The 21864-nt window shown below is 65.2% G+C and carries 15 protein-coding genes; 10 read left to right on the top strand and 5 right to left on the bottom strand.

Features of this window, described 5'->3' with window-relative positions; genetic code table 11:
- Positions 1-5: 5 nt before the first annotated feature.
- The 4 genes from PEP31012_RS08400 to PEP31012_RS08385 all read right to left on the bottom strand — a co-directional run bounded on the left by PEP31012_RS08400 (position 6) and on the right by PEP31012_RS08385 (position 4928).
- The gene (locus tag PEP31012_RS08400; protein WP_150588914.1) at positions 6-983 is read right to left on the bottom strand and encodes a Csu type fimbrial protein; all 978 of its coding nucleotides are present in this window, start codon (positions 981-983) and stop codon (positions 6-8) included.
- Entirely contained in the window at positions 980-3511 is a 2532-nt protein-coding gene (locus PEP31012_RS08395) for a fimbria/pilus outer membrane usher protein (protein ID WP_174978172.1), read from the bottom strand. Before PEP31012_RS08395 ends, PEP31012_RS08400 begins: the two co-directional genes overlap by 4 nt.
- Positions 3512-3590: 79 nt before the next feature.
- Positions 3591-4340 (bottom strand): fimbrial biogenesis chaperone, encoded by a 750-nt coding sequence (locus tag PEP31012_RS08390; RefSeq protein ID WP_174978171.1) that lies wholly within the window; start codon positions 4338-4340, stop codon positions 3591-3593.
- 60 nt (positions 4341-4400) lie between these two features.
- Positions 4401-4928 (bottom strand): Csu type fimbrial protein, encoded by a 528-nt coding sequence (locus tag PEP31012_RS08385; RefSeq protein WP_150588911.1) that lies wholly within the window; start codon positions 4926-4928, stop codon positions 4401-4403.
- Between the two features lie 722 nt (positions 4929-5650).
- Between PEP31012_RS08385 and dps the strand changes: the two genes are divergently transcribed.
- The 8 genes from dps (at position 5651) to PEP31012_RS08345 (ending at position 17926) form a co-directional block, all read left to right on the top strand.
- Positions 5651-6136, top strand: coding sequence for a DNA starvation/stationary phase protection protein Dps (gene dps, locus PEP31012_RS08380; RefSeq protein ID WP_150588910.1), 486 nt, complete (start codon positions 5651-5653; stop codon positions 6134-6136).
- A gap of 143 nt (positions 6137-6279) precedes the next feature.
- Positions 6280-8985 (top strand): bifunctional acetate--CoA ligase family protein/GNAT family N-acetyltransferase, encoded by a 2706-nt coding sequence (locus PEP31012_RS08375; RefSeq protein ID WP_150588909.1) that lies wholly within the window; start codon positions 6280-6282, stop codon positions 8983-8985.
- A 78-nt stretch (positions 8986-9063) separates the two neighbouring features.
- Positions 9064-10041, top strand: a complete 978-nt coding sequence (gene corA / locus PEP31012_RS08370) for a magnesium/cobalt transporter CorA (RefSeq protein WP_150588908.1) — start codon at positions 9064-9066, stop codon at positions 10039-10041.
- Between the two features lie 327 nt (positions 10042-10368).
- Positions 10369-11706: a CaiB/BaiF CoA transferase family protein gene (locus PEP31012_RS08365; RefSeq protein WP_174978170.1), complete on the top strand. Its 1338-nt coding sequence runs from the start codon at positions 10369-10371 to the stop codon at positions 11704-11706.
- Between the two features lie 291 nt (positions 11707-11997).
- On the top strand, positions 11998-12807 hold the full coding sequence (locus tag PEP31012_RS08360) for a sulfite exporter TauE/SafE family protein (protein ID WP_150588906.1): 810 nt from the start codon (positions 11998-12000) through the stop codon (positions 12805-12807).
- Positions 12808-13216: 409 nt separating this feature from the next.
- Positions 13217-13768, top strand: coding sequence for a hypothetical protein (locus tag PEP31012_RS08355; protein WP_150588905.1), 552 nt, complete (start codon positions 13217-13219; stop codon positions 13766-13768).
- A gap of 70 nt (positions 13769-13838) precedes the next feature.
- Positions 13839-14513, top strand: a complete 675-nt coding sequence (locus tag PEP31012_RS08350) for a response regulator (RefSeq protein ID WP_150588904.1) — start codon at positions 13839-13841, stop codon at positions 14511-14513.
- A 29-nt stretch (positions 14514-14542) separates the two neighbouring features.
- Positions 14543-17926, top strand: coding sequence for an ATP-binding protein (locus PEP31012_RS08345; RefSeq protein ID WP_150588903.1), 3384 nt, complete (start codon positions 14543-14545; stop codon positions 17924-17926).
- A 30-nt stretch (positions 17927-17956) separates the two neighbouring features.
- Here PEP31012_RS08345 and PEP31012_RS08340 read toward each other — a convergent pair whose 3' ends face one another.
- A complete protein-coding gene (locus PEP31012_RS08340) occupies positions 17957-18865 on the bottom strand; it encodes a LysR family transcriptional regulator (protein ID WP_150588902.1) in 909 nt (302 codons plus the stop codon).
- A gap of 113 nt (positions 18866-18978) precedes the next feature.
- Here PEP31012_RS08340 and hmgA point away from each other — a divergent pair, with 113 nt between their 5' ends.
- Positions 18979-20298, top strand: coding sequence for a homogentisate 1,2-dioxygenase (gene hmgA, locus PEP31012_RS08335; protein ID WP_150588901.1), 1320 nt, complete (start codon positions 18979-18981; stop codon positions 20296-20298).
- 100 nt (positions 20299-20398) lie between these two features.
- The gene (gene fahA, locus PEP31012_RS08330) at positions 20399-21682 is read left to right on the top strand and encodes a fumarylacetoacetase (RefSeq protein ID WP_150588900.1); all 1284 of its coding nucleotides are present in this window, start codon (positions 20399-20401) and stop codon (positions 21680-21682) included.
- Positions 21683-21864 lie beyond the last annotated feature (182 nt).

Below are 21864 nucleotides of genomic sequence, written 5' to 3'. Positions count from 1 at the left end.
CGGCATCAGAACTGGATCGTTGCCGTTACCGTGTCGGTGTACACGCCGGGAGCCGGTGTTGACTGCGACGGCACCCGCGCGTAGATCGGAATGAACTGGACGAGCCCCGTGCCGATGCCGCTCAGGAGCGACGTTCCCGACGACCCATCTCCCCAGATCGTGGCGTAGCCACTGTCCAGATACAGTTGATAGCCGACGTTGGTGCCGGTCAGGCCGGTCATGTAGCGCGCGGTGACCGTGCCCCGTTGCCCGCCGGACAAGCTCACGCGATAGGCATCGTTCTGCGTGCATTGCACCATGAGCTGGCCCGCGCCGGTCACGGGGCGGTCGAGCGTCGATTGCGTGGCGAACGTGATGTGGGTGGCGGCGATCGTGCAGTTGTTGATGACGCTCACGTTGGTGGAAAACGGGGTGCCAGGCACGGTGGTCATGGCACTGCCGCAGTCCGGGGCGGGTGACAGGGCGCCGTACGGAGCGTATTGCAGATTCGTGTCTACCGATGAAAACGCCCGCGTGTACACGGTGTTGCTGCTGCCGGTGGTCGGCACCGTCGTCTGGCCTGCCGCGATTCTCCCGTAAACATTGATGTTTTGCGTGACCGTGCCGCCCAGTATATTGCGGGTCATCGACAGGGCGATCGCCTGACTCGGGCCGCTTCCCCACGCGTTGGCGAACGAGGGATCGATGAAGAGGCCGAAGTGGATGGCGTTGCCGTCATGCGTGAGCGTAAGCGGCTGGCTCGCGTTCAGCGCGAGGCACAGCTTGACGTTGGGACTGCCGCCGAGCAAGGGCCACGTACATGAGACGGGGATCGTGCCGGTCGCGGAGAGGGCGGCGCCGGAAATCGGGCTGAACGCGGCGAACGCGAGCGTCGGTGCGCCGACCGAACAGGTTTGCGCCTGCGCGAGCGTGCAGCCTAGCGCGAACGCCGCGGTGCACGCATGGTGCCATCCCGTCGGCAGGGACCAGCGCGTGCGTGTCATGACGGATCCTCCTGCGTCCAAGGAGTGGGGGACGCCAACGGCGCGGGGGCGACGGCCTCGGTACGCTCACTGGCGAGCGAGCCGAAGGCGACGCACGTCAGCGGACCGAGGCGGGCGATTCTGCCTTCGGTGGGCGCGGTCCAGTTGAACGAGACGCGACAGCGCAGGCCTGCGTCGCGCGATTCGAGGGTATTGCTCGGCCCGAGGGCATCGACAAAGACCTCTCCGTCATAGCCGACCACGGTCATGACGCCACTTTGCACATGCCGCACCGTGGTGCCTGGACGCAGCGGCTGGCCCGCGGCGTCCACAAGAGTGACGAGCGCCGCACGGTAGCGTCGTACGGGAAAATGCACCAGCACGCCGCTGCCCGCCTGCGGCGCGATGCGGCGCTCGGTCGCGAGGACTTCCCGGTCGACCGGAATCTGCATGGGATCGATACCAATGCGCGACGCTTCGAAGCCATTCAGATCCGGCACGAGATAGTAGCCGCGCGAGTCGGTGCGGCCGATGGGCACCGACTCGCGCAGCACCGGCACGTCGGCTTGCCGATCGGCGCTCACGAGGGCGAACGCGTCGTAGGTGCGCCGCGTGGCGTGCACGCTGTTGTCCATCACCACCAGGGCGCCGGTCATGCCGAGGGCCATTCCGGTTCGGCGCCCCACCTGTTGCGCGAGGGCCGAGATCTGGCCGTGTCGCCCGAGATACTGCAATTCGCCTTGCACGGTGCGTTGTGAGAAAGCGCGGCCGCCAAGGACTTGCCAGCCCCAGCCGCCACCATAATCCGGCGCCCGGCTGGCGCCGGCCCATGCCTGCATCTGCCCGTCCTGCTGGTTGAACGACGCACTGCCTAGTGCGCCGCCGCCCAGCAACACGCTCAACATGGCGAACACCCCATGGGCGCGACGGCGAGCGAAGTCGCGAAAACCGCCGACGGACAGCATGCCGCGCATGCCCGCCGGCAGCGAGAGACTGGCCGACAACACGCGAGTGGCCGGCTGGCGCGGCACGCGTTGCGAAAACCAGGCCAGCGAGGCCGTGCGACTGCGTCCGAACGGCACGGACACACTCACGCGGTCACTGGCGCGCGGCGCGGGTACGCCGTCGAGCGACGCGATGTCGCGATAGCGTCCTGCCGTCCGGATCATTTGCACATCGATGCCGATGCGTCGCGACAGGTATTGATACCCGGCGCTCCACTGCATGCCGGCGCCCCAGCCGCCCGAGACAGCGGCCGACGCGCTGACGACGCCGGCCTGGCCAAGCGCCATCAGCGCGCCCGCACCGCCGAGCGCGAGCCGGCGTCCGGCTTGCGCCTGGGCTTCCACCGTGACGGCGTCTGTCGCGCCATAGCGCGCGGTCACGGATGCCACGGGGTGGCGCCGATAAGAGAAGGAACGTACCCCGTAATCGTCGCGCGGCAGGCCCGCTTCCACCGAGAAACTCGACAGACCGCGCGCCAGCCGTCGAGGGTCGAGGTAGAGGGGGACGGTGGTGACCTGCTCGCGCCCGAGCGCGTCGCGCGTCACGACACTCGCCTGCAGGTCGCCGGTGAGGCCCGGGGCCTCCTGGATGACGAATGGCCCCGGCGGCACGCGAGCGCTCATGCGATGCACGCCGTCAAGATACACATCGACCGACGACGGCACCACGGCACTGCCGCGCAATGCCGGTATCGGGAACGTCACCAGATCCGGGCGCAGGCGGAAGTTGCGTCGCCATTGCAGGCCGGCAATACGCAGCGAGCGCGTCCATGCGAGCGAGCCGGTAATGAGATCGCCCGCGACCCAGGTCGTCAGGCGCTCGGGATCGTCGTGCTGCCACCACGTGTCGTAGCGACGATACCCGCGACGCCGGGCGGCGTGCTCGATCAGCCCCGTCTGGTGCACCGTGCCGCCCGGCCAGAAGCCACGGGCTTCGCTCCAGACGGACGCCCGCGTGAACCGGTCGCGCTGCACGTACCCATCGTAGTTGATCAGCACGCCGGTGCCTGACGTGGCGGCCACGACAACGGGGGGCGGACTGCCGACGACGTATGGGGTAAGCCACGCATCGCCAACCTGCAAGGCGAGCGTCTGATGCGCGGCGTCGTACATGGCACGCACCCCGTCGAGCGAATCGAGCGCGACTTCGGCGGCGTCGCGTTGCGGCAGTCGGGGCGAGGTGAGGCCGAGCGCGCGAAGGTCGCCCGCCCGGACGAACCATCGTCCCTGCCGGCGCACAAAAGGCGCGATACGGCCAGTCGACTCGCCGTTGACGATGACCTCAAGCACGTAAGGTCCATCCAGACGGGAAACGCCAGTGCGTGGCGGGAAGGGGGCGCTCGAGCCGGGCCGTGCGGTGTTGTCGAACTGCGGGGCGCGTGGCGCGTCCTGCGATGGTGCGGCGATGTGTCCGTCCTCCGGCCCCGTCGCGAGAACGGACGCGAGCGCGGCGGCGTGCACCTGGCCTGACTTGCCGAACGCCGCTGTGCCAAGCGCCATCGACGTGACGAGTGCCGTCGCCACCGCCCCGGACGTGGCGCCCACCCAACCCTGCGTTGTGGGTGCCCTTGTGTGGCAGCCCCGGGCAGCGGCAACCGCAGCGACGCGGGGCCGGCGAACACGGCTAGCGTTCGGCATCCGACGCGGCGTCTGCGGCAAAGCGCATCGGTACCGCATCGACGCGCGACTCGACGGTGAACGGGGCGATGGGCGGGGCGCCGGCGGGCCAGCGGACGACAAAGCGGCGGGTCTGCCCGGCGAGAACGTAGCCGAGCAGGCCGCGCGTCAACTGAACGCTGCGCCCGGTGGCGTCCAGCACGCGCGTGGCGCCGAGTTGCGCATGCCGCTCGCCATCGTTGCGCACTTCGAGCACGCCTTGCGCCGGGCGCACGTCGAAATGCAGCGTCGGTGCGCGCGCATCGCTCGCCTGAACGAACACCGGCAGGGAGTAACGCAAACGGATCGAGATGCCCTCGGACGGCGCGGCAGCGTCCGAGGGCAGTTCGTCGACGAGCAGCCGATAGCTCTGTTCGTGCGCCGCAGGGGCGTGCGCCATACGCACGAGCCGCACGATCTGCCGCTCGCCCGGTTCGATGCGCAGGATCGGCGGGCTGGCGACGAGCGCGTCGGTCGGGGCGAGCACGTTCTCACCGTGGCGCTGCGTCCAGGCAAACAGGCGCAACTGGCCGTGAATCGGCACGTCGCCGGCATTGCCCAGCGTGAGCGTGGTGGCGGGCTGCGTGGGCAGAAAGTTGACGATGACCGGCGAGACTTGCAGCGTGGCACCGTTGCCGTCGGTCACGCAAAGCGTCAACAGCGCAACGAACGCGCCGCCGCAGGCGTAGGCCGTGGGGCGGCGAACGACGGGGCGCATGGTGGGCACGGGGCGTATGGGACATATGGGGTGTCTTGGGCGCATGATCGATCCCGCGGCTCAGAAGTACACCGTGGCGGTGACCGTCGACGAATAGACGTCCGGTGCCGGCATGGTGGCCGAGAGCGTCGCTTGTCCGTAGACGGTATGCACCTTCACCGCGCCAGTGCCCAAGTCGCTCAGGGTGTTCGCGCCCTGCGTGTTGCCCCATGGTGTGGCGTAGCCGGCGTCCTGATAGAGACCGAAGGGAATCGTGGTGGTATTGCCGGAGAGGGCGCCTGCCAGCAGCCGCTCTGTCTCGGTCGAGTTCGGCACCGTGCCGGCGTTCAGGCCGATGTTGTATCCCGTCGTCGCGGTGCAGGCGACGCTCAGCGACGACGTACTCGCCACCGGGCCGGTCGCCGATCCCTGAACCGCGTTGAACGTCATCGGCGTGGTCGCAATGGTGCAGCCGGGAAGAATCGTCAACTGCACCCGCATTTGCGCCGTCGCCGACCCATTGGTGTAGACGGCGGCGCGTGCCGGTGCGCCGTGTGCCAGCAGGTAGACGATTCCGGTAAGGGCCAGCGTCAAGACAGATCGATGCATCGCTTTTCTCCTTTGGAGTCCGATGAGAAGTGGCGGGATGAGACTCTGGAAGTACGTAAATCGCGTCTGCTCCAATGGCTTTCGTAGCCGCTTTTTACGTAGTTTATGGAGGCATTTTCCCCAAATGGCTCATGACGAAATGCTTTCGGAATCATCCCAAAGCCGAGGTGGGATACCGCCCGTCACGTCGCACTCGAATACGCGCAAAGCGCATGCCTTTGCGTGACGCAGTGCGCACGGACGCGTTTCCCGCGGAACGCCATGGCGGCAGTTCTCGCCCATGAGGGACGGGCGGTTGCCGTGGGTAACGCGGAATTCTCGAGGGGACGCGTGAGAAAGCGACGAGAGAATTGCGTCGCGATGATGTCAATCAAAGCGCGTGTCGATGTCACGCGTTGGCACCCATATTTCGCTTGATCTCGAAACGAGGCAGTCTCTAGAATGGTCTGGTGCTGCGCATCCACCCCCCGTCACGCCGCCGGTGTGATAGAGGCCCAGGGGGCGTGGGCTGTCCTCCGGCTTGTCTGCGGGGTGGCGGGTTTCTCGTCGCGCGGCTTCACGCACGGCGCGTCGCAATCCGTCCGGGACCTTTGCGGTAGGGGTTCCGCCGCGGAGCCGAGTCTTGCGCGGTTCCCTTCGTCCGCATGGGGAGGTCTGCTGCACTCCCCCGATGCCGACGCCTTTCCCGGCAGCCCCGGGCTGCCAGACGTCAGGAGTGTGAAATGGCTCTGAATCATACGCGTAACACCCTCGGTGAAAAGATTCGCATCGAATCGGTCAACCAGCTAAGTCGCGCACTGGTCAATGGCATCGACGTCCAGCGGCAGGCCAAGCAGGCACACTGGAACGTGCACGGTCCGGGTTTCATCGAGCTGCACTTGCTGTTCGACGATGTCTACAACGCGTCCCTCGAATGGGCCGACCTTTGTGCGGAGCGCCTCGTGGCCCTCGGCGGTGTGGCCGACGGTCGCGTCAAGACCGTCGCCGAGAAGACCGAGCTGCCCGTCTACAAGAACGAATTCAAACGCGGACTCGATCACGCGGCCGCACTGGCGGAAGCGCTGGCCGCTTACGGCGAGATCATTCGCGGCCTGATCAACGCATCGGCCGAAATCGGTGATCCCACCACGTCGGACGTGTTCACGGAAATCTCGCGTGGCGTTGACGATCACCTCTGGAAGGTCGAGGCGCACCTGCGCGGCGATTGAGGTCGATCCTGGCGGGCGCCGTCCCCGGGGCCCGCTGGTGGTGCCGCGAGACCGACAGAGCGTGAACTGACGACGAACGCTCGCCCCGGCCATGCCCCGGGGCGAGCGTTCGCATGCCTTCCTCCCGATCGCCCGGAGTCCCCATGACCACCCGTAATCTGAGCCAGATGTTTGCACCGAAGTCGGTTGCCGTAATCGGCGCGTCCCTGCGCGAGCGGCGCGTGGGGACGACGGTGCTGCAAAACGTCATCGACGGGGGCTTCAAGGGCGACATCTATCCGGTTAACCCGAAGTACGCGACGCTCGCGAATCTCAAGTGCTATCGCGACGTCGGCGACTTGCCGCAGGCGCCCGATCTGGCTGTGATCTGTACGCCGCCGGCGACGGTCCCCGATTTGATCCGCGATCTTGGCGAGCTTGGTACGCGTGCCGTGGTGGTGCTCACCTCGGGGCTGGCCCGCGAACAGGATCGCCACGGCGTGACGCTGCAGGACCGCATGCTCAAGTCCGCCAAGCCGCACGTACTGCGCATCCTCGGGCCGAATTGCATCGGGCTGCTCAGCCCGGGAATCGGACTGAACGCAAGCTTCGCCCACATGGGCGCGCGCGCGGGCAAGCTAGCCTTCGTGTCGCAATCGGGCGCGCTCACCACAGCCGTGCTCGACTGGGCCGATGCGCGCGAGATCGGCTTCTCGCACTTCGTCTCACTGGGCGACAGTGCCGACGTGGACTTTGGCGACATGCTCGACTACCTGGCGAGCGATCCCGGCACGGACGCCATCCTGATGTATATGGAATCGACCCGTCACGCGCGCAAGTTCATGTCTGCCGCACGTGCGGCGGCACGCAACAAGCCAGTGGTTCTCATCAAGTCGGGGCGCGTGCCGGAAGGGGCGCGGGCGGCGGCGTCGCACACGGGGGCACTGGCGGGCGCGGACGATGTCTACGACGCGGCGATCCGACGCGCGGGCATGTTGCGCGTCGATACAACCGACGATCTGTTCGCGGCGGTGGAGACGCTGGCACGCCTGCGTCCGTTCTACGGCGACAAACTGTCGATCATGACCAACGGCGGTGGCGCCGGAGTGATGGCCACCGATGCGCTTGTGCTCAATGGCGGCAAGCTCGCGCAGCTGAGCGGGAAGACGCGTGACGCGCTCGATGCCGTGCTGCCGACGACGCTTGGCCGCGTAAACCCCGTGGACATTGGCGGCGATGCCGATCTGGTGCGCTATACCGCCACCCTCGAAGCCTTGTGTGAAGACCCGGAGACGGCGGCCGTGCTGTTTATTCAGGCGCCTACGGCCGTCATGCCGAGCCTGGACGTGGCGAACGGCCTCGCCGCGTTGCCGAAGCCTTCGAAGAATGTGTTTACGTGCTGGCTGGGTGGCGCGACGGCCGAGCGGGCGCGCCGTATTTGCCGTGAGGCTGGATGGCCAACGTACGACACGCCGGAGAACGCCGCGCGCGCGTTTCTCGAAGCCGTCAACTATCGCCGCAACCAGTCGCTGCTGATGGAAACGCCGCCGTCGATCCCGCCGGGCTTCGCGCCCGACGTGGCCCGCGTGCGTGCGATTGTCGAGGGTGCGATGGGCGAGGGCCGGGCGTTGCTCACTGAACCCGAGTCGAAGGGGGTGCTGGCGGCGTATGGCATTCCGGTGGTGGAGACGCTCGTCGCCCAGACCCCGGAGCAGGCGGGCGAACTCGCGCAGCGGATCGGTTTCCCGGTCGCGGTCAAACTGATCTCGCCGGATATCACGCACAAGTCGGATGTGGGCGGCGTGGTGCTCAATATCGAGACGGCCGAGCAGGCACGCGAGGCGGCGTGCCAGATTCGCAAGCGCGCGCTCGCCGCCCAGCCGCAGGCGAGCGTGACGGGCTATGCCGTGCAGCGCATGGTCAACGGGGCCGAAGCGTTCGAGTTGATCGTCGGCGTGGCGACGGACAACGTGTTCGGACCGGTGCTGCTGTTCGGGCAGGGCGGCACGGCTGTGGAAGTGATCGCCGATCGCACGATCGGTCTGCCGCCGCTGAACCTCAATCTTGCGCGCGACATGGTGGCGCGCGCGCGCGTGTCGAAGCTGCTCGCCGGCTACCGCAACCGGCCTGCGGCCGATTACGAAGCCATCTATCTCACGCTCGTGAAGCTCTCGCAACTCGTGTGCGACGTGCCCGAGATTGCCGAACTCGACATCAATCCGTTGTTTGCCGACGCGCACGGCGTGCTCGCGCTCGACGCCCGCATCGTGGCGCGTTCCCCCGCGTTGCCAGGGCATGGGCGTCTGGCGATCCGCCCATACCCGCAGGAACTGGAGAGCACTGTCGACGCCGGGGGCAAGCCGGTGCGGGTGCGTCCGATCCGACCGGAGGATGAGCCTGCCTACAAGGCCTTCTTCCACACGCTCACGCCTCAGGACGTACAGTTCCGGTACTTCGGTCTGATCAAGGAACTCTCGCATTCCCAGATGGCGCGCGTCACCCAGATCGACTACGACCGCGCGATGACCTTTGTCGCCACGGAAAAGGACGACGCCGGCAACCCGCGTTTGCTCGGCGTCGTGCAGGCGCTGGCCGATCCGGACAACACGGTCGCCGAGTTTGCGGTGACGGTGAGTCCGCAGGCGCAAGGGCGCGGACTTGGGCGCGCGTTGATGGAACACATCGTCGAGTACAGCCGCAAACGCGGCACCGGTGAGCTGATTGGCTATGTGCTCACGGCAAATACGCGTATGCTGACCCTCGCCCGTCATCTCGGCTTTGTCGAAGACAAGGAGATGGAGGCGGGCGTCCTTCATATCCGGCTGCCGCTGCAACCCATGGCGAAGGCGCAGGACACCCGCGGGGCGTGACGGTCGAGGTCGGCCCGCTCGTGGTGTCCGAGTCTCGCGCCGGGGGGGGGAGGGGGGTCGCCTTGACCAGGAAGACGAATGCTAGTGAATTGCGTGGCCTACGAGGATGGCCGCAAGATTGCCGATCTGCATCCCGATGAGATCTCGGACTACCTCGAGCGAACGGGTTGCTTCGTCTGGGTGGCGCTCAAGGATCCCGGTCCCGGCGAGCTGGCGCATATGCAGCACGAATTCGGCTTGCACGACCTCGCCGTCGAAGATGCGCAGCACGGTCACCAGCGTCCGAAGATCGAGCAGTACGGCGACTCCTTGTTCGCAGTGCTCCACGTGCTGAACAAAGACGCCGACGACGATTATTCGATTGGCGAAGTGGCGATCTTCGCCGGGCACAACTACGTGCTTTCGGTGCGCTCGAACGCCACGCAGGGGCTCGGTGCCGTGCGCGCTCGCGCGGAGAAGGAGCCAAATCTGTTGCGTCAGGGCTCGATCTTTGTGCTCTACGCGCTCATGGACGCCATCGTCGACAGCTACTTCCCCGTACTCAACGATCTCGAGGCGCAGCTCGAAGCGATCGAGGAGCAGATCTTCACGCCGAATGCGCCCGCCAAGGGACGCGCCATTATTGAAGACCTGTATCAGCTCAAGCGCCGGCTTATCACACTGCAACATGCCTGTGTGCCGCTGATGGAGGCCGTGAGCAAGCTGTTCGGGGCGATGGCGCCCAAGCTCTGTGGCGGCATGCAGGAGTATTTCCGCGACGTCTTCGACCATCTGCAGCGCATCACGAAGAACATCGATCTGCTGCGCGAAATGGTCACGACCGCGCTGTCCGTCAATCTCGGCATGATCTCGCTCGCCGAGAACGAGACGACCAAGCGTCTGGGCTCATTTGCAGCGCTCTTTGCCGTGCCGACGATGATTGCCGGGATCTACGGCATGAACTTCGCCGATATCCCCGAATTGAAGTTCCAATACGGCTACCCCCTGTGCATCGCCGTGATGATCACCATCGATGTGCTGCTGTTCGTCAAGTTCCGCAAGGCGGGCTGGCTGTGAGCAAAGGCGTGGTGCGCGGGCAATGAGAAGGCACTTCCAAGGCACCTCCAAGGCACCTCCACGGCACCTCCACGGCACCTCCACGGCACCTCCACGGCACCTCCACGGCACCTCGTTTCACATCGCGAACCGCAGTGGTCATGTCAGGCGCGTGTCGTGATGCCCCTCTGGTACAGCGCTGTTGCCCGATGGCAACGGGCCGGGTCCGCGCCCATTTTTCTGCCGTGACCCGGGTCGAGTAATTGCTCTAGAATGCGTGAACACCGCATCAGACGGTTGCCAAGGGTTGAGAACTACAAGAAACGCCAGGCAAATAGGGGTCAGATATTGAATGCACCACTCTCGGGGGTCCGCGTCATCGAGTTCTGTCGTGGCGCGGCGGGTGCCTATTGCGGCTTGTTACTGGCCGACATGGGCGCAGATGTCATTTTGGTCGACGATCCCGTCGACGACGTAGCCAACGATAGCCGACGCCCGCTTGGCGCCTCGGCACAGGTCGGCTTGCGGCGCAACAAGCGCGCCGTCGCGCTCGACTTGCTCACCCTGGAAGGCCGTAATCTCGCCCATACGCTGGTGCGCGGGGCGGACGTCGTCATAGAATGTCTGCCACCCGGCACGCTCGCGCGCGCCGGGCTTGGTTACGACGCGTTGTCGGTCGTACAGCCTCACCTGGTCTATGTGTCGATTTCGGCATTCGGCCAGGATGGCCTGCGGGCGGCACCGCAGTCCGGCGTGCCGGCGATTGACGCGTTGCGCGGCATGCTGGGCGCGTCGCCAGGCGGGCTGGAGCCGCCACAAGACTTGCCCGTGGCCGATCTGGCCGCCGGGCTTTATGCGGCGTTCTCCGTATCGTCGGCGCTCGTTGCCGCCAAACAGCAAGGGCAGGGTGTTCACATTGACGTGCCGATGCTGGGCGCGACGCTGGCCATCGCTGCGCTGCGGGCCGGCGATGAGGGGGCGCAAGCCGCGCAGCGCGCCGGACTGGTGCCTGGCGCACCGTCTGCCGTGATGACGAGTCGCGTGTCGGCCGTCCCCTCGGACGTTGTGCCGGGGGCGGGAGGATATCGAGACAGCCCAACGACAGCCTCGGCACATGGCAAGTTATCGCCCTTGGCGGATGTCGAGCCCATCGAACATGACGGCGATGCGGCGCGCTTCGGTGGGCCATCGGCGCCGTGGCCGACGTTCCGGGCCAGAGACGGCTATTTCGGTATGGATCTCGACGGGCAAGCGCATTGGCGGGCGATCTGTGCGCTGATGCATCGCGTCGATCTGCTCGACGACTCGCGTTTCGTTAACGCGCGCGAGCGAGCGCGTCATCAAGCCGCACTGCGCGAAGTGCTGGAAACCGTTTTCGTGCTCGAGGATCGGGGTGTCTGGCTTGCCAGACTGGTGGCCGTGGGCGTGCCGTGCACGGCGATCAGCACCTATTCGCGTGTCCTGGCGGATCCGCAAGTGGCGCGTATGGGATGGGTACGTCCGATGGTGCTGCCCAACGGCGAAACGACGCACGCTATTGTCGCGCCCGTCCGGATCAATGGGCAGCGCCCGGTGACGCACCAGGATCCACCCGCGCCAGGGGCGCATACCGGCGATATCCTTGCCGAACTCGACGCCACGGATGGCGCGGTTGCCCAGCGCGATGCCCCGCCGCAAGGTCAGTAACTTTCCCATCGTTTCAGGCTGCTTGCCAGCGCACGGTGTGGCGACGTCGAACGGCGTCGCCCACCTTGTCTGACGACGCAGACACCCAGACTGGCGCGCTCGGTGCCAGCACTGCGCAATATTCTCCGTGTGCTTGGATCCCTGGGTTCCCCGGTGGCTGGGGCTTTTCGGGCGTTTGCGGAATCTATATAATCCACAGTCATAAGCATATGACTAATAGTGATTTGGCCCGCCAAGTCACTTTCTGCCGGATTTCCGCTCATGCGCCCAGAACTCTCGAGTGTTTCGCCGATGGCTGCTTTGCTGGGGGCTGCGGTCGGCCTCGTGCTGGGTTTGACCGGTGCGGGCGGGGGGATCTTTGCGGTGCCCGCGCTGGTTTTCGGGCTGGGATGGGGCGTGCCGCAAGCGGGGCCGGTGGCTTTGCTCGCCGTTGGCGCGAGCGCTGCCGTTGGGAGCGCGCACGGATTGCGCGTGGGCCTTGTGCGCTACCGTGCGGCAATGCTGATGGCCGGGATCGGGGTTGCCGTGGCGCCGCTCGGCACCTGGATGGCGCACCGTCTGCCCGAACGCTGGCTGGTCGGACTGTTCGCCGTTGCCATGATGGTCGTGGCTGCACGCATGTATCGCGCATCGCGCGGTGGTGCTGTCGATACCGGCAACGCAGCCTTGACGGGCGATGCGCCACAACCGCCCTGCCGTCTGGACCCGGCGACGGGACGGTTGCACTGGACGCGGCGCGTCGCGGGCACGCTCGGCGCCATTGGCGCGGTGTCGGGCTTTGCGTCGGGACTGCTGGGGGTGGGAGGCGGCTTCGTGATCGTCCCCGCGCTGCGTCGTTTCACCGATATCACGGTGCACGGTGTCGTGGCGACGTCGCTTTTCGTGATCGCGCTGATCTCCGCCGGTACGGTCGCCAACGCGTGGTGGAACGGCATGCATCCGGGCGCCCAAGGGTGGATGTTCGTCGCGGGCGCCATCGTCGGCATGTTGCTCGGACGCGGACTTACACCGCACATCGCCGCGTCACGGTTGCAGCAAATCTTCTCGGCGCTGATGGCCGTCGTCGCGCTGGGCATGGTCGCCAAGGCCTTCGGGGCCTGACATGCGCCAACCGTGTGCGTGCCTTCACGCCGCACATACCGACATTTCCGTAATCGCTACCTCTTGTGAGTGACTGGCGACGTCACTTGCGCCCTCGTACCACGTTGCGTACCCATTGTGGTTGACAGGCCCGGGGCGCGTCGAATGAATCTTTCCGTCACCGGGTTGTCCATTCAAACGTGGCACGCGCGTGAAGGGTACGTAATCCGAGTCATATCCGCATCGATGCTCCGCATACTGCGTAAGCCGCGTGCGCCGCATTCAGTCATCCACCTAATTTGGATTAGGATATTTCCTATAAGCAGAGCCAAAATGGTTGGATTTTGTAGATTTATCCTATATTTCTGCTGGTCGCCAAACAACGCGTGACGTTGACGTGTCACGCAGCGAGTCGATTGGCTTTGCCTCGATGACCACGACACATGTCGACGCTTCGGCGTCCTCCTCGTTCCGCTGTTTGCGTGCCAAGCAAGCCATGGGCCACTTGAACATCGCCACCCTGAAACGATTGAGCGGCGCGCTTTTGATGGTGTGGCTCGCAGGATGCAGTGAATACCAGGCATCGACAGCGAGCGCGTCGGGTGCCGCGCAGGTGCGCGAAAGTGAGGCGACGGGGCAACGGGTCGCGGTGCCACGTGAGGGCGAAGCGCGAATGCGGCCGGTGGCGGCCGCCGTGGCGATGAGCGCCACGCCGCAGGTCGGCCACGTCGTCAGCGGGACGTATCGATGGATGGCGGATTGGCCTGAGACCCAGAGCGTGCATCAATGGGAAGCGGCGTCAGGGCCGACGCGCATTCGCGTTGTCGCTCGGGCGCGCGAGATGATGCCGTCGGCCGGCTTGCGCGGCGTGCGCCTTCGATACTGTGTCAAACCCGTTATCGGCGCCGGCGCATCGCGCCTGGCGGGCTACAAGACGTGCTCCGCCTGGACGACAGTCGAGGGCGCGGGCGTCGCCGGATAGCGATACCGCGTAGATGCGGCGAAGGATCGCGCGTGCCCACGGCTGACTTCATTTAATAGGATTCTGCAAAATGATGGTAAAAATTCTGATCGCCGATGATCATCCGATCATCGCCTCGACGCTGCGTGAAATGCTGTCCCCGGATCCGGGCTTTCACGTGCTGCCGCCCGTGACCAACTCGACGGAACTCTTCAAGGCACTGGAGACGAATTCGGTCGACGTGCTGATTACCGACTACTGTATGCCTGGCGGTACGTTCGGTGACGGTCTCGTCATGATCAACCGCGTGCGTCGCAAGTATCCGGACGTCAAGATCATCGTGTTCACTTCGATCGAACAACCGGCCATCATCCATGCGCTCGATAGCTGCGGGGTGCTGGGCGTGATGACCAAGTCCGACGATCTGCGCGAAATCACCGTCTGCGTGGAGCGCTGCCGTCGCGGCATGAGCTATCGCGGCGGGCGTGCCGAACAGATTCTCGAGGAGCAGATGCGCCGCAAGCCGACCGCGCGCCGTCCGCTCTCGCCGAAGGAAATGGAAGTCCTGCGCATGTATCTGGACGGCCTGAACGTCTCGCAGATCGCCGATGCCCTCAAGCGTTCGGCCAAGACCATCAACAACCAGAAGCGCATGGCGATGAGCAAGCTGGGCTGCCGTACCGACATGGAGCTGTTCAAGCTCCACGTCTCGAGCCCGGTGCAGTTTTCGCGCGACGGCGAAGTCGAAACGCCGAGCGCCGTCTGAGTTTGTCTCGACACACGACATTGGGGTCCATGCCCGACGCAACGATGACGCGTGACATCGCGATTGCCGGCCGCCTGCTTCGTATTGGTGGCCTGCTGGCCCTGCTCTTCGGGTTGTCGGTCTGGGCTGCGGCGGTCTCCTATGCGTTGTTCGGCATGGTCTGGCAGGGGGGGCAGAAGACGGCCGCGTTCTTTGCGACCGTCGGCCACGAAATTCGCGACGTTGAAATCTTCAACGAGCAGGCCAATGCGATGGCGCAGGCCACGCTGGCGAGCGACGTTCGCTCGGGCGGTGTCACGCAATCGCTCACCGACCGGATTCTGACACCGCTGCTCGCCATGCCGGTGGGTACGGCGAAGCGTATTGCCGGCGTCGGGTGGGAGGGTGACTTCCAGATTGTCAAGCTGGCGGACATACCGCCCGAGCGCGCACAGGTATTGGCGCGACTCACCCTGCGCTTGATGATTCTCGACGCCAACTTCTGGAGTGCGCTGGGCGGACAGGACGAGACCTTCATCATCTCGGCCGACGGGGCGTTTGCCGCTCGCCGGACGAGGGTCGACTTGCCGTCAGCCAGTGCCACCGATCTCGCGCACGACACCAACGCGATGCTCGCGGAAATCAACAAGGTCGAGCGTTACACCACGCGTCGTCCCGCAAACAATGACGGTCCGTTCTGGACCTACCCATACAACAATTCCCTAACGGGATTGACGGCGGTCTCGAGCTTCGTGCCGATCCGTGACCTCAAGGGTCATCTGATGGTCTACGTCGGCACCAGCATGGCACCCGACCTGATCGTGCCGCCCCGCCTGCGAACGCTGGAGCACACGGGCGAAGCGCTTCAGTTGGTGTCGGCGGACGGGTTTGTGGTGGCAAGCGCCGGCGCGCCGCTCTCGTCGCTGGGGCATCTGCGTACGCTTGCCACGTTGCCGCTCTTTGGCGACGCGCAAATGGTGGTGCGATACGACGGCGAGCGGCTGGTGTTCGAGCGTCATCTGGCGTCGTCGCCGTGGTACGTCCGGTATGCCGTTCGCCCGGTGGATCTGTTGCGGCAGAGCGCCACACTATTGATCGGCGCCACTTTGCTGCTGTGCCTGTATGCTGCCGCGCTGTATGCCGGGATGCGCTACATGCGTCAGCGCATGATCGAGCCGGCACGTCGGCGCACGACGGCCCTGCTCGAACGAGATGCCTTCACCCAAACGCTGATCGAAACGGCTCCCGTCGGCATGGCGATCATCGACCCGTTCGAGCCCAGTGTGGTGATGAGCAATCCGGCGTATGCGGGCACCATCGATCTGCTGCGACAGCTGGGCGACGGCGAGTTGACGCGCATGTACCGCCAACTGCACAGCGGTGTGGTGGCGCGTCCGGCGCGCCGCTTGCTGAGCGCCGTCGACGATGCCGGCGAGCGCCACTATGCCGTGAGCTTCGTCGATACCGTGTTTCGTGAACAGCCGGTGCTTATCGGTACGCTTTCCGACGTTACGGAGCAGCGCCGCTTCGAGCTGGAGCAACGTAAGGCGCGGCTTGCCGCCGAGAGCGCCAATCGTGCCAAGGACGTCTTCCTGACGACCGTCAGCCACGAGATGCGCACGCCGTTGTATGGCACGCTCGCGTCGCTCGAATTGCTGAGCGCACAGCATCTGGGCAACGATCATCGCTATTACGTCGATGTGATGGAGAGTTCGACGCGCAATTTGCTCGATCTCATCAACGATCTGCTCGACTACTCACGGATTCAGGTCGGTCGATTCGAGCTGAATCGTCGCGACGGGTCGCTGCTCAAGGAGCTCGAAGCCATCGGGTTGTCCTTTACGGGACGTGCGCGGTTGCAGGGACTCACGCTGGACTGGATGATCGATCCGCAGCTCTCGCGTGCGGTCCATACCGACGCCCTGCGACTGGGGCAAGTCGTGACGAATCTCGTTGGCAACGCCATCAAGTTCACCGAGAAGGGGCACGTCGCCTTCAGCGCGATGGCGACGCACGTTGACTCACAAGGCTGCGACGTCGCCTTCACGGTGAGCGACAGCGGCGTTGGCATTGCGGCGGCCGATCTGGCGGACCTGTTCCGGCCCTTCGGCAAGAGCACGTCGGAGCCGGGCATGCAACACGGTACCGGCTTGGGGCTGGCGATTTCGCATCAGTTCGTCGGTATGCTCGGCGGCGTGCTGCAGGTCGACAGTCAGGAGGGGGAGGGCACGACGATGCGCTTCACGCTTCGTCTGCCCTGGGCGTCGGACAGCGAGGGGGTCCCCGTCGTCGGAACGGGCGAGACGTTTGCGTATGTGAGCGGACTCGTTCGTCGCCATGCGTATCTCGACGCGTTGATTCGTCGCGCAGGTTACACGCCTGTCCGGTACGACGACGCCGTATCGTGGTCGTCGGGCAACGGACGCGTTCAGGATGCGGGTCTGCTCATGTTTGCCGACGAATGGCCGGTGCGTGGCATGGCGGGCGCGGCGGTTTATCTGCTGCGCTCGAGCCCCGTCGATCGCCCGACCGGCAGCGCACCGGCGTGGCCGCGCGACATCTCGCTATTCCAGCAGGCGGAGCTTTGGGACGCGCTCGATCTGGCGTCGTTGCCAAGGCTGCCCGGGCGCGGCGACTTGCCGGGCGCGGCCGGCCAGCAGACGCGCGTCAAGCCGCTGGCGGGATGGTATGTGCTTGTCGCGGACGACCATCCGATCAGCGGCATGTTGCTGTCGAGGCAACTGGAAGGGCTCGGCGCGATGGTCGATTGCTATCACGACCCGCGAGAAGCGCTCGACGCGTTCGATGCCGACTCGCACATGCTGGTGATCACCGACGCCAACATGCCGCACCTCTCCGGACACGCGTTGGCCACGCAAATCAAGGCGCGTGCGCCCCATGTGCCGGTGATCGTGGCAACGGCCGACGTTACGATGCGCAGCGACGGCGAAGCGTCATCGCCGTACGACGCCATCGTCTACAAGCCGGTGGATGCCCGGTCGTTGTTGCGCGTCATCGAACTTGTCCGCAAGCGCTACCCCTCGCTATGCGTGGACATTGCGCCGCTGCCGGCGTCTTCCGAACCGATCGACAGCGCGCCGAGACCGTCATCCGATACGACGTCCGCGAAGGACTGGCGAGCGCCGCTGTCGGACATGCTCGACACGTTCGTCAAGATTGCGGATCAGGACATCGCGAACTGCCGGGCGGCGCTGGCCGACGTGTCGCGCGACTCGCTTCGTCACTCCGCACATCGTCTGCGGGGCGGCTTCATGGCATTCGGGCTCAGTTCGCTGGCATCGCTTGCGGCGCAAGTGGAGCATCTGGCGCCGCAGGCGTCAGTGGGGCAGATGGAGGCCGCGTTCGACGTGCTCGACGCAGCGTGGAACGACTGGCTGCGTGCGCAAGGACATGCCATCGCCAGCGACACCTGACGGCAGTGTCAGGCGCTCGGTTGCTCGCTTTCACGACTCGGCGAAGTGCTCCGAGATCAATTGACGTAGCCACTGATTCCCGCCGTCCTGGTGGTAGCGACGATGCCAGAACACATTCGTTTGCAGCGCCGGAAGCCGGAGCGGCGGCTTGACGAACCGCAGACCGAACGGTGCGGCAGCGCGTTCGGCGAATTTCTGCGGCACGGTGACCACGAGATCGTTGACGCTCACGACGTAGGGCACGGCGATGAAGTGGGGAACCCAGACATTGGCGTCGGCACCGAAGCCGGCCTGTGCCAAAAGTTGATTGACGCGCGCGTAGGGATTGTCGCCGGTGGTGACGAACAGATGGCGCGCTGCCTGGAATTGCGCCAGCCCGGCGCGTGGGTTGTCGAGTGCGTGGCCGATGCGAAACAGGCTCACATACTGTTGACGAAACAAGCGGCGCTGGAAGAACGGCCCGGTCAGATCGTCGAACGCCCCCACCGCGAGATCGATGCGCCCCGACGCCATGGCCTCCTTCAGGTCGGGCAGCGTCGCCCGGACGGTGCGCAGATGTACACCAGGTGCGAGCCGCGTACACAGATCGACGAGCGCCGGCATGAAGTACACCTCCCCCACATCCGTCATCGCCAACGTAAATTCCCGCTGGCTGGTTGCGGGATCGAACGCCTCCCGGTGATTGATCGCGCGCGAGAGGCCATCCAGAGCGGCCGAGACTGGCTCGGCGAGCGCCTGAGCGAACGGCGTGGGTTGCATCCCCGTGCCGGTACGCGTGAAGAGTTCGTCGTCAAACGTCTGTCGCAGGCGGGCCAAACCGTTGCTGACCGCGGGTTGAGACAAGCCCAACTCGCGTGCCGCCTGAGAGATGCTCCGATGCGTGAGGACCGCATGGAAAACGACCAGCAGGTTCAAATCGACGTCGCGTAAGGAAATCATGAGGTGGCGATATTATTCGCATTATGAATAGAGTGGATTCATCTATTTATATCGCAAAATTGAACCGCTTGTCGGACAATGTTTCCATTCGATATCAGGAGACGAGGCCACTCATGCGTCAAGCAGACCAAATTCAGGGGGAACTGGGCTACTTGTCCGGTTTTGCCAACGAGTTCGCGACGGAAGCATTGCCGGGTGCGCTACCTGTCGGGCAGAACTCGCCGCAGCGTGCGCCGTACGGCCTGTATGCGGAACAACTCTCGGGCACGGCGTTCACGGCACCGCGCGGTCATAACCGTCGCTCGTGGGTGTATCGCATTCGTCCTGCCGCGATGCACAAGCCGTTTTCCGCCATTGCGACCTCGCGCTGGCTGAGCCATTTCGACGACGTGCCGACGCCTCCCGACCAAATGCGCTGGGATCCGTTGCCGATGCCCGACGCGCCGACTGATTTCATCGACGGCATGGTGACGATGGCCGGCAACGGCGGCCCGGATGCCGGGCGCGGTTGCGGCATTCATGTGTATGCGGCGAATCAGTCGATGGACGGCCGCTTCTTCTATAACGCTGACGGCGAGTTGCTCGTCGTGCCTCAGGAAGGGCGTTTGCGGATCGCGACGGAGTTCGGGGTGCTCGAGGTGGCGCCCTATGAAATCGCCGTGCTGCCGCGTGGCGTGCGCTTTCGTGTGACGCTGCCCGATGGCCGCGCACGCGGCTATGTGTGCGAGAACTATGGCGCGTTGTTCCGTCTGCCGGATCTCGGCCCGATCGGCTCGAACGGCCTGGCGAATCCGCGCGACTTCCTCACGCCCGTGGCGGCCTATGAGGATGTCGAAGGCGACTTCGAGCTGGTGGCGAAATTTGGCGGCGCGCTGTGGCGTGCCGATATTGGCCATTCGCCGCTCGACGTGGTGGCCTGGCATGGCAACTACGCGCCTTACAAGTACGATCTGCGTCACTTCAACACGATCGGTTCGATCAGCTTCGACCACCCGGACCCGTCGATCTTCCTGGTGCTGCAATCGCAAAGCAATGCCCCGGGCGTGGACGACATCGACTTTGTGATCTTCCCGCCGCGCTGGCTGGCGATGGAAAATTCGTTCCGTCCGCCCTGGTTCCACCGCAATATCGCCAGTGAGTTCATGGGACTCATCCAGGGCGTGTACGACGCCAAGGCCGAGGGCTTTGTGCCCGGGGGCGCCAGCCTGCATAACTGCATGTCGGGCCACGGCCCCGATGCGGACACGTTCGAGAAGGCCTCCGCGGCCGACACGAGCCGGCCGCACAAGGTCGACGCGACGATGGCTTTCATGTTCGAGACGCCGGCGGTCATCCGTCCCACGCGCTTTGCGCTGGAGACCAAGCAGCGGCAGGACAACTACTACACCTGCTGGCAAGGGCTGAAGAAACACTTCAACCCGAACCAGAAGTAAGCGGCCTCGCGCCGCAACGTCGCCAACCCCTGACACGGTCGGCCGCGCCCATCGATGGCGCAGCGCCGGCCGATGCGCTACCTCGAACAAGGAACTCCCCATGTCCGCACTCCCGCAAAGCTGGGTCGCGTCCGCCAACACTGGCGTGACCGACTTCCCCCTGCAAAACCTGCCGTATGGTGTGTTCAGCACCGCGTCGCAACCGACGCCGCGCGTTGGCGTGGCCATTGGCGATCAGGTACTGGATCTGGCGGCGCTCGAAGCCGCCGGCGTGCTCAAGGTCGCCGAGGCGAGCGGCGCGACGGTCTTCTCGCAGCCCGCCATCAACGCGTTCGTGGCACTGGGCAGCGCGGCGTGGCGAGCCACACGCGCGCGCCTGACGTCGCTGCTCGCCATGGACGGCGAAGCCACCCTGCGTGAAAACGCCGCGCTGCGGGCCCAGGCGCTCGTGCCGCTCGCACAGGCCACGCTGCACCTGCCCGTGCAAGTGCCCGGCTACACCGACTTCTACTCGTCCCGAGAGCACGCGACCAACGTGGGCAGCATGTTCCGCGATCCGGCCAACGCGCTGCTGCCGAACTGGTTAGAAATTCCCATCGGCTATAACGGCCGTGCCAGCTCCGTGGTTGTGAGCGGCACGCCGATTCATCGCCCGAACGGACAGATCAAGCTGCCCGATGCGCCGCGTCCGATTTTCGACGCCTGCCGCAAGCTCGACTTCGAACTCGAAACCGGCTTCATCGTCGGTCGCGATACGTCGCTGGGCGAGAGCCTGAGCGTGGATGCGGCGGAAGCGGCCATCTTCGGCATGGTGTTGCTCAACGACTGGTCGGCGCGCGACCTGCAGCAATGGGAGTATGTGCCGCTCGGCCCGTTCAATGCCAAGTCGTTCGGCACGTCCATCTCGCCGTGGGTGGTGACGATGGAAGCGCTCGAACCGTTCCGCGTGGCCGGCCCCGAGCAGAATCCCCAGCCGGTCTCGTACCTGCAGCAGCAGGGCAAGCATGCGTTCGACATCGCACTGGAAGTGCTGATGCAAGCCGACGGCGACGCGCAGGCGACGTCCATCTGCCGTACAAACTTCCGTCACATGTACTGGAGCATGGCGCAACAGTTCGCTCACCATACGGTCTCGGGCTGCAATGTGCGCGTTGGCGACCTGATGGGCTCGGGCACGATCAGCGGTCCGACGCCGGACTCGTTCGGCAGCCTGCTCGAACTGACGTGGAACGGCAAGAACCCGATCACGCTGGCCAGCGGCGCGAAACGCACGTTCATCGAAGACGGCGATACCGTGATGATCGCCGGCTGGTGCCAGGGTGACGGCTACCGCATCGGCTTCGGCGAGGTCTCGGGTCAGATCCTGCCCGCGAAGGCGAGATAAGCGCGTTTGTCGTTTATGCGCATGGCGATATCTCGCACACGCGAGTGTCACTGAGACCTGCCGGAGACAATCGTTGCCACCACGGATTGATGCGACCGACCATCAGGCTTGCGCTCACGCGGCACCGCGTGGGCGTGTAGGCGAGTTCGTTGCCGACCCGGCGTAACAGCGGGGGATCGCCG

Origin of the sequence: Pandoraea eparura, from assembly GCF_902459725.1 — a bacterium.
GTDB lineage: Bacteria > Pseudomonadota > Gammaproteobacteria > Burkholderiales > Burkholderiaceae > Pandoraea > Pandoraea eparura.
Note: the sequence above shows the minus strand (reverse complement) of the source record. Positions and strands in the feature narration are given on the sequence as shown.

Excerpts from the sequence above, each read along its gene's own strand:
- PEP31012_RS08400 (WP_150588914.1), bottom strand. The coding sequence starts at position 983 with ATGACACGCACGCGCTGGTCCCTGCCGACGGGATGGCACCATGCGTGC.
- PEP31012_RS08390 (WP_174978171.1), bottom strand. The coding sequence starts at position 4,340 with ATGCGCCCCGTCGTTCGCCGCCCCACGGCCTACGCCTGCGGCGGCGCG.
- PEP31012_RS08385 (WP_150588911.1), bottom strand. The coding sequence starts at position 4,928 with ATGCATCGATCTGTCTTGACGCTGGCCCTTACCGGAATCGTCTACCTG.
- dps (WP_150588910.1), top strand. The coding sequence starts at position 5,651 with ATGGCTCTGAATCATACGCGTAACACCCTCGGTGAAAAGATTCGCATC.
- PEP31012_RS08375 (WP_150588909.1), top strand. The coding sequence starts at position 6,280 with ATGACCACCCGTAATCTGAGCCAGATGTTTGCACCGAAGTCGGTTGCC.
- corA (WP_150588908.1), top strand. The coding sequence starts at position 9,064 with ATGCTAGTGAATTGCGTGGCCTACGAGGATGGCCGCAAGATTGCCGAT.
- PEP31012_RS08360 (WP_150588906.1), top strand. The coding sequence starts at position 11,998 with ATGGCTGCTTTGCTGGGGGCTGCGGTCGGCCTCGTGCTGGGTTTGACC.
- PEP31012_RS08355 (WP_150588905.1), top strand. The coding sequence starts at position 13,217 with ATGACCACGACACATGTCGACGCTTCGGCGTCCTCCTCGTTCCGCTGT.
- PEP31012_RS08350 (WP_150588904.1), top strand. The coding sequence starts at position 13,839 with ATGATGGTAAAAATTCTGATCGCCGATGATCATCCGATCATCGCCTCG.
- PEP31012_RS08345 (WP_150588903.1), top strand. The coding sequence starts at position 14,543 with ATGCCCGACGCAACGATGACGCGTGACATCGCGATTGCCGGCCGCCTG.
- PEP31012_RS08340 (WP_150588902.1), bottom strand. The coding sequence starts at position 18,865 with ATGATTTCCTTACGCGACGTCGATTTGAACCTGCTGGTCGTTTTCCAT.
- hmgA (WP_150588901.1), top strand. The coding sequence starts at position 18,979 with ATGCGTCAAGCAGACCAAATTCAGGGGGAACTGGGCTACTTGTCCGGT.
- fahA (WP_150588900.1), top strand. The coding sequence starts at position 20,399 with ATGTCCGCACTCCCGCAAAGCTGGGTCGCGTCCGCCAACACTGGCGTG.